Annotated in this window: 12 protein-coding genes; 4 read left to right on the top strand and 8 right to left on the bottom strand. The window is 31.9% G+C overall.

Annotated elements, in window-relative coordinates; genetic code table 11:
* From FLA105534_RS19920 to FLA105534_RS19910, 3 genes are all read right to left on the bottom strand, one after another.
* A partial coding sequence (locus FLA105534_RS19920; RefSeq protein ID WP_173967836.1) for a hypothetical protein occupies positions 1-904 on the bottom strand: 904 nt, incomplete at its 3' end.
* Positions 894-1280, bottom strand: a complete 387-nt coding sequence (locus FLA105534_RS19915) for a hypothetical protein (protein ID WP_173967835.1) — start codon at positions 1278-1280, stop codon at positions 894-896. The genes FLA105534_RS19920 and FLA105534_RS19915, both read right to left, overlap by 11 nt.
* Before the next feature lie 347 nt (positions 1281-1627).
* A complete protein-coding gene (locus tag FLA105534_RS19910; protein WP_173967834.1) occupies positions 1628-3043 on the bottom strand; it encodes a hypothetical protein in 1416 nt (471 codons plus the stop codon).
* Positions 3044-3268: 225 nt separating this feature from the next.
* Between FLA105534_RS19910 and FLA105534_RS19905 the strand changes: the two genes are divergently transcribed.
* The 4 genes from FLA105534_RS19905 to FLA105534_RS19890 are packed head-to-tail and all read left to right on the top strand — an operon-like array spanning position 3269 to position 6037.
* Complete coding sequence (locus tag FLA105534_RS19905; protein ID WP_173967833.1) at positions 3269-3898, top strand: response regulator transcription factor; 630 nt, start codon at positions 3269-3271, stop codon at positions 3896-3898.
* Between the two features lie 5 nt (positions 3899-3903).
* Positions 3904-4572, top strand: a complete 669-nt coding sequence (locus FLA105534_RS19900; RefSeq protein WP_173967832.1) for a hypothetical protein — start codon at positions 3904-3906, stop codon at positions 4570-4572.
* A 53-nt stretch (positions 4573-4625) separates the two neighbouring features.
* A complete protein-coding gene (locus tag FLA105534_RS19895) occupies positions 4626-5213 on the top strand; it encodes a hypothetical protein (RefSeq protein WP_217427716.1) in 588 nt (195 codons plus the stop codon).
* Complete coding sequence (locus FLA105534_RS19890; protein WP_173967831.1) at positions 5210-6037, top strand: sensor histidine kinase; 828 nt, start codon at positions 5210-5212, stop codon at positions 6035-6037. Before FLA105534_RS19895 ends, FLA105534_RS19890 begins: the two co-directional genes overlap by 4 nt.
* Before the next feature lie 22 nt (positions 6038-6059).
* Here the strand turns inward: FLA105534_RS19890 and FLA105534_RS19885 are convergent, their stop codons facing one another.
* The 5 genes from FLA105534_RS19885 to FLA105534_RS19865 form a co-directional block, all read right to left on the bottom strand.
* On the bottom strand, positions 6060-7118 hold the full coding sequence (locus FLA105534_RS19885; protein ID WP_173967830.1) for a nucleotidyltransferase domain-containing protein: 1059 nt from the start codon (positions 7116-7118) through the stop codon (positions 6060-6062).
* 12 nt (positions 7119-7130) lie between these two features.
* The gene (locus tag FLA105534_RS19880; RefSeq protein ID WP_173967829.1) at positions 7131-7892 is read right to left on the bottom strand and encodes a nucleotidyltransferase domain-containing protein; all 762 of its coding nucleotides are present in this window, start codon (positions 7890-7892) and stop codon (positions 7131-7133) included.
* 194 nt (positions 7893-8086) lie between these two features.
* Complete coding sequence (locus FLA105534_RS19875; protein WP_173967828.1) at positions 8087-8884, bottom strand: TatD family hydrolase; 798 nt, start codon at positions 8882-8884, stop codon at positions 8087-8089.
* Between the two features lie 93 nt (positions 8885-8977).
* A complete protein-coding gene (locus tag FLA105534_RS19870; protein WP_173967827.1) occupies positions 8978-9316 on the bottom strand; it encodes a hypothetical protein in 339 nt (112 codons plus the stop codon).
* Between the two features lie 837 nt (positions 9317-10153).
* The gene (locus FLA105534_RS19865; RefSeq protein ID WP_173967826.1) at positions 10154-11053 is read right to left on the bottom strand and encodes a phosphatase domain-containing protein; all 900 of its coding nucleotides are present in this window, start codon (positions 11051-11053) and stop codon (positions 10154-10156) included.
* Positions 11054-11055: the final 2 nt, after the last annotated feature.

Raw genomic sequence — 11055 nt, 5'->3', positions numbered from 1 at the left:
CATTATCGCTATACGTTTGTATATAACTCAAATAGTAATAATAAAACTTTTGATGACAAATAGTATTAGAAATCTCAGTTTTATCTAATGTATTAACAAAGATTTCAGCTATACGAATAGTAGACGCAATTTCAGGAATTTCTTCTAAGAGAAATCTTTCTCCTGCAATGTATTTTGTTGGGTATTTATTGAATATTTCAGTAAGTGCTAAATCAATTGCTATTAACCATGATATTTTATTATCAAATCTAACTTCTTTATATTTTTCAAATTCAATATTTAGCTCAAAGCCATATTCTTCTAAGTTTTCAATAAAATTTAAATTTTCTATTCGAACAATTTGATAAATAACACTCTGTTGAAAGCCATAGTTATCAAATACAATTTCAGGTACGGACTTAAGATAATTCTTAATATCATTAGAAGATAAAACTTTTACAAACCAAGCACTTATATTATATTCATCAGTTTGAATTATCTCATCCGCTAGTTTTATTGCTTTTGCACTATCTTTTAAATTCAGATATTCAACACAAGCTCTTTCTTTTAGAATTTCATCTTTATCATTCAATAAATATGCTTGAACAAAATCTTTCCCAGAATCTTCTTTAGTGTATTCAATTAGATCACTTTTACATAAAGCTTTTAAATAAAGTAGTTTACTTTTTATTTTATTATCTATTTCAGCTTGTCCATTTTTAATTCTATCTTCTAACGCATTAAGTAAATCAAGTGCTGTTTTAGGCTTAAAAGATAAGATAAGATTATTAATCTCTTCTAATTGCTGTTTATACTCAATAAGTAAAAAAGATAATCCTTCAAAAATATTCGTAATATTATTCCCAAGATGAACTCCCCCTCCATCACTATTAATATTTCCTAAATTTACATTATTAAGCTCCATAATTATCTCCTAATCTAAAATCACCTCCTCCTGTGTTTACATTACCAGTATTTACATTTTTACTATTTGAAATCGTATTTTCAACTTTTGGAAGTTTATCCAAAATTTCTTTTAAATGAATTTCAAATTCAGGATGGTCTTCAAGAGAGTTTTCAATAATTGCTCTTGCAATATTTTGCTTTTCCATATTTTCAGGATTTTCTTGAAGTTCAAGCAAAGCCTTTTTAGGTTTATCATTTTTAAAAAATAATGATTTAAACCAATTAATTGCTCCTTCTGAAACACTTTCAAACCCTTTTTCACTAAATTTTTCGATTCCCTTTTTTCCTAATTCAATTAAAAAAGGTGTAATAACTGCCATTGTAATTGGTTCCATAAATATTTAATTTTTATTTATTTGTTTATCTACTACTTTAAACAAATCTCGATGCAATTTTTCCTACCCTCTAATATACTCTTATTTTTTTCTGATTAAATTATATAATAAGTAATTTAAGTTCGCAAAAAAATAATCAAAGATGAGTATGATTTTAAAAACTATTTTACGGTTTTCCGTATACGTACAAACTGAATAGTTCTCAAATATATATAAACAAAAAGCCTTCAAACCAAGTAAAAATACCTGATTTAAACAAGAGCTTTTTCTCAAGTTCCAAAATAAAAACACTGCTGCGCAATTATATTGCATAGCAGTGTTTTTTATAGAAAAAATGTCTTTTTTGTTTAGTTTTGTTCGATTCCTTTGTCGAGACTTATTTTTTTGACTTTTGTTAAATTGTAGGTTATTCCAAAAAAGTGACCAAATTTAAACTGGTTCTGCGTAGGAACATCTCCGGAATTGCCCAAATTATATGATCCATCAACAGAATACGAATCTGCAATTCTACTAACTTTTCCCATAGAAAACCCTGTAGAAAAAATAATACGCTCTTGTTTCCCTAATATGGCTCCTACTCCTAAAAGTATCTGCAGTTTTTGATTTTGTGTTATTACGGCACCAAAATTAAGTGTAGGTACAATCCAGGAATTCATACGAACATAGGTATTTATGGTAGAACCAAATGCTAAGTCGTAATCTCCACCGTTTTTCAAAGTAATGATTTTATTGCCTGAAATGGCTGGATCGTCTTTTGTACTAAATTCTGAATCGTATAGCGAAGTAAAAAACAATCCGGCGCTTACATCAATTTTAAAACCGCCTTTTATCCAAATATTATAAGGAGTTGGCGCAAAATCAAGATCTTCATCTTTGGTTATTTTATCAAAACGGCGTAACTTAAACTCTACAACGTCAATATTTTTACCTTGAACATCAATTGGTAAAGTATGAAAATTTAAATCTATGGTGTAGAATTTTTTTATAATTTCATCTACACTTTTTTCTGCTTTTTCTTTTGTTGTAAGCAATTCCTCCTTAGTCTGTTTAGATTTTGAATTAACTTTAAGTTCTCCTAAACTAGTTAATAATTCATAACTTTTTTTCAACTGTCCTTTTGCCTTGTCAAGAAAATCTATTCTTTGAGCATAATCATCTTCAATAATAGTGTTTTTTTGAGTTAAAATTTTATATAAACTTTCTACTTCGATATTTAAACTATCAATACCTTTAATCAATTCTTCATTTTGGTTAACAATATCTTTCAGAGATATTGTATCTCTAACATTAATCAATTCATGAGTTTCATTACTCTCAGTTTTCGCATCTTTTTTTACGTCCTCAGCAGTTATATTTTTGTCATTAAAAAAAGAGAGAGTTTTGGTATCTATTTTATAACTATATTTCAAAGGATTACCGTTAGCTAGTTTAATAGTAACCAAATCTCTGGATTCTATAGAAAGCCATCTGCTTTTTATCTTGCATTTGCGTTTTATTGTATCTGTACTTATTACATTCTCTGGTTTTTTATTTTCATTATTATCGTTTCCAGATTCGCTTCGATCCGTTTCAGCAGTATTTTGGGCTTTCTTTATAATTTTCCATTTGCACTTACAATTTGTAAAACTTTTACATGATGAATCTTTGCAAACTTGAATATCTACATGCGGTTTATTCAAATCGACAATTATATTTTTGGTAGTTACTTGGCCATAACTAATAAACCCAAAAAGTAATAAATAAATAAGTAGGTTTGTTTTCATGATTTCTATGTTTTTAGTTAACCTTTCAAAAGTATCCTGACAACAGTATATCAATCAATTACCCTTTTGGGTGATATTTTATTTTTTATAATTCTTATTTTATTTTTTGTAAGTTTATTCTATAAATACCATTTGTCTTTTTTGAGTTAATTTCTAATATCACCCAAAAGGGTAATTGCGGTCAATGAACTTATTGTACAACTTTGTAAAAGAAAATGTAACGCCATGAAGATACAAGTAGCCATAGTAGAGGATGATAAGAATTACAATCAGGCCTTAAAAAATATCATCGATTTCCAGCAGGATATGGAATGTGTGGCTCAGTTTTTTAACGGTAAAAATGCTTTGCAAAAACTGGAAGCCCTGGAACCAGACGTGGTTTTAATGGATATTCAGCTGCAGGATTTATCAGGTATTGATCTTGTTTTTAAATTAACAGACGTAATGCCGGGCACAACCTTTGTTATGTGCACCAGTTTTGAAAATGACGAAAAAATATTTTCGGCATTACGTGCAGGTGCAAGCGGTTATCTGGTAAAAGGAGATCCGCTGGACAAGATCATTCAGGCGATTCAGGAAGCTCACAAAGGCGGTGCCCCTATGAGTTTTGCGATTGCGAAACGCGTTTTACAACATTTTCAGGAAACAAAAGTACAAGTACAAACCTTATCGTTACTGACTGTAACCGAAAAAGAAGTTCTTGACTTGCTGGCGCAGGGACTTCTCTACAAAGAAATTGCCGATAAAAAAAATGTCACCATCGACACTATTAAAAAACACATTGGCAATATCTACCGAAAACTACAGGTAAGTAACAAAATTGAAGCAATTAACAAGTTTAACACTAAAATTTAGTAATCATGGAATTAGAAATCATGGAATTAAAAAAATTACCAGAAAAGGATTTTTTCTTTAGCAAAAAGATTGAAAAAAAGGACGAAGAACTTTTTATTATGAGATATAAAGTTCTAACCAGAAGCATTAAAGGATTAACTGAAAATTTTCTAGTAGATTTAAAAAGGTTAAAGGAATTACTTTTAATAAATAAAGGAAAAACTCATTGTAAGTTTTATTATTTGGAAGAAAATAATTCTTTGAATATAGGTTTGTCTTTTTCAGACAACAATGATTGTACAATTCTGGAGAACGAAGATATCTTGTATGTCTTAAATAATGAGCTTTTTATTGAAACCGATTTTAAAATTTTTAAAGATTTAGTAAATGCTTTTGATACAGGCATCGGTAATAAATTAGTAAAGCAAACAAACACCTCAACTAAGATAGTCCATTATGATTTTGAAACTGTTGAATCATATATAACTACTTTAGAGTTGCACATTTCCGTCAATCAATTAAAATTTAATATGTTTCAATATCGCTCTACAGACTTAAATGATCTTCCTCTACCCTATTTTGCAAGTAAAAATAATAAGGTTGCCTTCTGTGTGCATGCGCTAATTAATAATCCCGAAAATAAGAATCCTCAAGGTGAGAGTGATGGTTATGACTTAGGAAACTTAATGCCTTAATGCATATTATTTATGAAATAACATTACTTATAACACTATTAAAATCAATAGTTTTGGTTAGAAAATTCGGACTTTCTAACCAAAACTTTTTGTTGATATACCTTCTTATTACTTTTTTTACAGAAATATTTTCTCGGATAGTTCTTTTACTTGACAAAGATTCTAATTGGAATTTTCAGTACAATCTCTATTGTATCTTCTGCATATTCTTTTTTGGGATTTACTATTCCCGTCAACTCGATAAAAATTTAAAAAAGAAAATTAAGATCCTAGCTACTGTCCTTGTAATAAGTATTCTTATTTTTAAAAATACTTTTGCAGAAACTTTAGATTCAATATTAGTTATCTCTTTACCTTTGTTTTATATTTTATATGCGTTGGTTTGGTTTTACCAAAAAATAAATTTGCCATCAGAAGCAAAAATTACAGATGATCCCGTTTTTTGGATTTCTACTGCCTTGCTCTTTTGGAGTTGTTTCTTTATTTTTAGAGTAATTCCAAGATATCTTTTCGATACTGTTGATAAAGATTTTCTAATTCTACTCAGAGAATTGGCATATATAGTAAACAGCGTCATGTATGCTCTATTTTATTATTCCCTTGTAAAATATGAGCAAATCACAAAAACCTCAACTAAATGAGCGAGCTGCCTCACGAAATAAAACTTACTTACATCATTGCCATCATAGTGATGTTGCTTTTTGTTTGCTTTATAATTATGGTTGTATTTGTTTACAACAAAAAACAATTGATTCAGCAACAGGAAAACCAAATCAAAGAAAGCGAGTTTCAAAACCAATTACTCCAAAAAGAATTAGAGCGTCAAAAAGCAATTCAACTGGAAAGAGAACGAATTTCCCAAGATATGCATGATGATTTAGGTGCCGGAATTTCGGCCATAAAACTTCAGGCAGAATTTTTAAAATATAAAATGCCTGAAGAAAGTTTTTCGGAAGATCTGGAAGTCATTATAGCTACTTCAGAAGATATGAATTTAGCCATGAGAGAAATTCTCTGGAGTCTGAATTCTCAAAATGATACTATTGGTAATTTTATAGAATATGTAAGTCTCTATGCTAAACGTTTTTTAGATAAAACGACTATAACATTTCAGCTAGATTCGAATATCATTGAAAAAGAAACCAATTTATCTGTAAAAGCCAGAAGAAATCTCTTTTTGGTAGTAAAAGAAGCCGTTCACAATGTCTACAAACACAGTGAGGCAAGTACTCTGCAAATTCAATTTGAACAGACTGAGAATGATCTTAAAATTACGGTGAATGATAACGGAATTGGATTTTCTGATACGATTCAAAAAGGAAATGGTATCAACAATATGTCACTGCGAATGGAAGCCATAAATGGAACTTTTAAAATTGTTCTTGCTCAAAAAGGGACACATTTATTGTTTGTGTGCCCCTTAGAAGATCAAATTTTAGAACAGTACAGTAAAGAATCTTTTTAATACATCAAAAGCAGGCTTTTCCTTATTTATACAATTCTTCTCTGATTTTGATTAGAGTTTGAACGGCCTTTTCTTCATCAGGTTTTTCCTGAAGATTTGAAGTTACATAATGACTTTCTATTGACGCAATTAAATTATCAGCCATTTCCAGTAAATCATCGTATTCTTTATTTCCTGCTTTTATATCTAATAATTCGTCACGATTGGAAACTCTGATATTTAATTTTCCAGTGGACAAAATCTGTTCCGCGGTTTGTAAAAGCCTGATGGTATGCATCATGTTTTTACTGTCGTAATTCTTTCCGTGTTGTTGGTTCGTATTGTAACGATCTTCGTTACGCTTCTCAATCCAGTTCCAGTATTCAGTATATTCTTTGCAATACTTTGAATAGCCATCCTGATTACAAGAGAAGTAACCCATTAGCTTTTCATCTTTTGGAATTGATGAAAGCGAAACTTCATTGGAGGTTTCTTTCTGAATAATTCCTTTATAGCCTAAAGTTCTATTTTCGTCATAAAACATAGCAAACATTCCTTTTGAATTTGGAAGATTTACCAAACCAATTTGTTCCTGATTCCAGTTATTCTCTTTTAAAAATGCCAATAAAGAAACTGTTTCATATCCATTTAAAACATAACAAAAGTCCAAAAGGTTTTTCTTTTCCTTTGGCATTGGATTTACAATTTTCTTGTTTAAACCTCTCGCCTTTTTGATCTGAGTTACGGCATAACCTGCAAAAGAATCTTTGCAGAGTTTAGACAAAAAATCTCCTAATTGTAAACGTTCCATCAGCGGATGTTTGTACAAAATACAATCTTCCGGTGAAGCTAAAATTTCCAAAATATTAGGATTGTTTTTAAGCAATAATTCTACAAAACGCCCTATTTCGTAATAAACCTCATCATTCGTCTCATTACTAACCTGCGGAATATAATCTAACCCAAAGAATTTTTCTTTTGGCAGATAATAGACACCTTTAATATCGGTATCTGATGTTGGTGTATTTAATCCAAAAGATCTACTACCCGAAATAACTTCGAATAAGATTAGGTTTTGGGATTTTAAAGTTTGGATGGTCATTTTACTTAAATTTTAAACTAAACTATTCTTAAATATTTCTCTTCTAAAAAACAAATCCAACTCCTCATTTATCTTATTCCCACTTCCTAACTTACTTGCATTCTCTTGATTAAATTGTATTGTTTCCAATAAAAAATCGGTTATTAAAGTTTCTTTAGGGTGCAAATATTTTTCGTCCTGATGGGCTTTTATACTTTGCAACTCTATTATTTTCTCTTGTATATTTTGTGGTGCAATTGGTAATAAATCGGCAAAAGCAACGGGTGGAAAAGTATCCTTTTCTATAATCCATTTTCCTGCTAAAGCTGTTCTTAAAGCGTAGAAATAACTCTTTAGTTTTACTTCTTCCATTTCGCAAACTTCCATAAAGTTTTTCGTTGTTCCTAGATAATGGTGTAAAACCGCTATTGGTGAAAAACATTCGACGGCTAAATCTTGCATTTGTTTTACAAAATCATCCTCCTGAAAATACACAACTGGCGAAAACAACCACTCAATCAAAGCTGTATTAGATTTTGCTAATAACTTTACGGATTTACCTAAATCCCAGCCAGAACCATCAAGGTCATCTCCGGTCATGAACTCGATGACATCGGATTTTTCCCAAAGCGACAAATAATACTCGGGTTTGTGTTTGTATATAAAACGAATATCATAATCGCTATCCGGAGAAGCAAATCCCCAAGCACGACTTCCAGATTCTACTGCAAAAAGTATCTCTACATCTTTCTGCTTTTCTATTTCTTTTAATTTTTCTAGTATTTTTTCTTTCATGATTTTTTCAAATATAATTAAATAAAACACTTACAAATACCTGATTTTTTTTTCTGCGTAATGTTTGTCATTTCGAGCGAAGGGAGAAATCATATTAGAAATTCCGCACAGAATATTTCCAATCTTTGTCGAATCCCGCGTGTGATTTCTCCCTTCGCTCGAAATGACAAAAACAGTTCTTTGTCTCTTTACAACTAAATCCCAAAAAAGCTTTTAGAATTTCGAGTCGTTTCTTCCGCCACTTTAGCTAAAGTAATTCCTTTAAACTGTGCAATGGTACCGGCAACGAAAGGCAAAAAAGCAGGTTCGCAACGGCGTTCGTGGTATTTCTTCAAAAGACTGTTCGGCACATTTTTAGGAAGCATAAACGGCGCATCGGTTTCAATCATTATTCTATCCAGAGGTACGTATTGAATCACTTCTTTTAAATGTTCAAAACGTTTACTGTCGGAAATCGCTCCGGTAAAACCTAAGTAAAATCCGTTATCGAGATAGACTTTGGCTTCTTGCAAACTTCCTGTAAAACAATGCACGACTGCTTTGGGCAATTGTGGTAAATAGTTTTTTGTAATGTCCATAAACTTTGTAAAAGCAGCTCTTTCGTGCAAAAACAAAGGTTTCTGAACTTCGATCGCCAATTCTAGTTGGGCTTTATAACAGGTTTCCTGTACATTTCTAGGCGAAAAGTCACGATCAAAATCGAGTCCGCACTCGCCAACCGAAACGACTTGTTTCTGCTTTAATAAATTCCGCAGTTGTGAAATGCTCTGCGCATCAAAACTCTTCGCATCATGCGGATGAATTCCCGCAGTGGAATATAATACTCCCCGGTATTGTTTTGCCATTTCTAATGAAGCTTCGCTGTTTCGTAAGCTTGTACCCGTGAGTATCATTTGCGACACATCGGCGTCTAAAGCGTTTTGTACGACATCGTCTGTGTCGTTTTGGAATTGTTTATTCGTTAAGTTAATTCCGATATCTATGTAATTCATTTTTTTTTAAGGTGCTAAGGTTCTGAGAGGCTAAGGTGCTAAGGTTTTTTCCTCTCTATTGCCTTAAATTATTTTTTATTTTTTTGTAATTTTTTAATTGTGTAAAACTTTATTATTTAATTGCTCACAAAATTTTTTCAAGTCCGCTTTTAAAATATCCTTCAGGAAAATAGTTTCAAAAATAGTTTCACTTAGATTATTTGGCAATAACGAAAATCCAATCTCTATTATATTTTTTATTGGATAGTCAAACTTATCTATCAATAAAACCATAAAAAGTTTTTTGCCTTGAGGACGCCAAATGGAAACGAATTCTATAATTTCAGCAAAATACCATTCTATAACCTGATCACTAAAACCAACTTTTTTCCATCCATTTTTTCCTAGTGCGTCAATTAATGCTATAATTCTTTTATCGTCTATTGATGTCATTTTTTTTTAAATTGCAAAGGCTCAAAGGGGCAAAGCTTCAGAGGTTTTTCTCTTTGAGTCTTTTTGTTTTGTTTTTTTGCCACTAAGGTGGTACATCTTTTAGTCTATTGTCTGTTTTTAATCCCGCAAAGACGCGGAGACGCAAAGTTTAATTATAAGTTTTAGACTTAGCGACTTGGCGTGAAAATTTCATGCTACTATTAAACTGCTTAGAGTTAATCTCGCAAAGACGCGGAGGCGTAAAGTTTAATTATAAGTTTTAGACTTAGCGCCCTGGCGACTTGGCGCGAAAATTTCGTGCTACTATTAAACTGCTTAAAGTTAATCTCGCAAAGACGCGAAGGCGCAAAGATTTTCACACAAAGTTTGTCATTTCGAACGAAGGGAGAAATCTTCGTTGCAAGATCGACAAAGATTGAATTTTCGCTGCGGAGCTACTTGCGAAGATTTCTCCTTACGTCGAAATGACACAAAATGAGAATAACCTTAACTACTTTTTAATTAAAAAGCCTTAGGATCTAAGCCACTCAGAACCTCAGTACCTTAATTAAAAATCCCCATAATACACTTGAAAGCAAGGTAATTTCATGCTACTGCTAACCTGCTTAGAGTTAATCTCGCAAAGACGCAGAGGCGCAAAGTTTTTTACACAAAGTTTGTCATTTCGAGCGAAGGGAGAAATCTTCGTTGCAAGATCGACAAAGATTGAACTATCGCTGCGGAGCTACTTGCGAAGATTTCTCCTTACGTCGAAATGACACAAAATGAGAATAACCTTAACTACTTTTTAATTAAAAAGCCTTAGGATCTTAGCCACTCAGAACCTCAGTACCTTAATTAAAAATCCCCATAATACACTTGAAAACAAGGTAATTTCAACTCATTTCTCCAGGTATCCACAACCTGATTTCTATCGTCTAAAACAAATTCTACAAAATAGTTGTCTTTAATAGACTCATTGTAGATTTCGGTTTTTATGATCGAATCTTTTCGGCTGTCTTTTGTTTTACGCATGATCAGGGCATCATATTCGATTTCGTGTTTTTCAAGAAAACGCAAGGTCGGCGCTTCGTATCGATCTTCTCTTCCTGAAACCAACAAGATCTGAAACCCCAACTTTTTATAATTTCTCAAAACGTTCGCCACCGGAGTATTAATTTCGTCCTCATCGCATTTACTCGCATCAAACGGATTTCGCCCGTTCATTAGGGCCAGCGTTCCGTCAAGATCGCAAATTATGGCTTTAGGCAAAGCAGGGTTTTGAACGCGGTATTCGAGATTTTTATTCATTTTCTTTATCGGTCTAAAATCAAACTTCTCTTTTGTTTTTTGCAATTGATGGTACATGTTTTCAATTACTTTTTTCGGTACTTTTCGATCTCTTTTTTCGTTTCTCACAAAAAGTTCCTGCAGAGGTAAATCGAACATTTTAAACTCAATATTAGCCATTTCAGCAAAATCGTCTATTGGCTGTTTAATGTACTCTGATTTTACGTTGCAGGTATCCAGAATAACATTCCATCCATTTGAAAGCAACGTTTTAATTTGTCCGTTAACAATTTTCGAAATCATACTTTCAACTGCCGGATCCATCACTTCCTGAAATTGCGAAAACCTGATTTCATCACGACTTATTCTCATCGTTTTTGGTTCAGTTCTCACTTTCCACTCTGCAAAAGTGCTTTTTCCCGATGCCGGACAACCTATAAGGATTGTTAGTGTTGGTGTTTTTTTCATTT

This window comes from Flavobacterium collinsii (assembly GCF_902804485.1).
Taxonomy (GTDB): Bacteria; Bacteroidota; Bacteroidia; order Flavobacteriales; family Flavobacteriaceae; genus Flavobacterium; species Flavobacterium collinsii.
The sequence above is the reverse complement of the archived record's forward strand: the minus strand, read 5'-3'. Positions and strand labels throughout refer to the sequence as shown.

What these genes read in the sequence shown, in the direction of transcription:
- FLA105534_RS19870 (WP_173967827.1), bottom strand. Translation starts at nt 9,316, where the DNA reads ATGACATCAATAGACGATAAAAGAATTATAGCATTAATTGACGCACTA.
- FLA105534_RS19890 (WP_173967831.1), top strand. Translation starts at nt 5,210, where the DNA reads ATGAGCGAGCTGCCTCACGAAATAAAACTTACTTACATCATTGCCATC.
- FLA105534_RS19880 (WP_173967829.1), bottom strand. Translation starts at nt 7,892, where the DNA reads ATGAAAGAAAAAATACTAGAAAAATTAAAAGAAATAGAAAAGCAGAAA.
- FLA105534_RS19885 (WP_173967830.1), bottom strand. Translation starts at nt 7,118, where the DNA reads ATGACCATCCAAACTTTAAAATCCCAAAACCTAATCTTATTCGAAGTT.
- FLA105534_RS19905 (WP_173967833.1), top strand. Translation starts at nt 3,269, where the DNA reads ATGAAGATACAAGTAGCCATAGTAGAGGATGATAAGAATTACAATCAG.
- FLA105534_RS19910 (WP_173967834.1), bottom strand. Translation starts at nt 3,043, where the DNA reads ATGAAAACAAACCTACTTATTTATTTATTACTTTTTGGGTTTATTAGT.
- FLA105534_RS19900 (WP_173967832.1), top strand. Translation starts at nt 3,904, where the DNA reads ATGGAATTAGAAATCATGGAATTAAAAAAATTACCAGAAAAGGATTTT.
- FLA105534_RS19875 (WP_173967828.1), bottom strand. Translation starts at nt 8,884, where the DNA reads ATGAATTACATAGATATCGGAATTAACTTAACGAATAAACAATTCCAA.
- FLA105534_RS19915 (WP_173967835.1), bottom strand. Translation starts at nt 1,280, where the DNA reads ATGGAACCAATTACAATGGCAGTTATTACACCTTTTTTAATTGAATTA.
- FLA105534_RS19865 (WP_173967826.1), bottom strand. Translation starts at nt 11,053, where the DNA reads ATGAAAAAAACACCAACACTAACAATCCTTATAGGTTGTCCGGCATCG.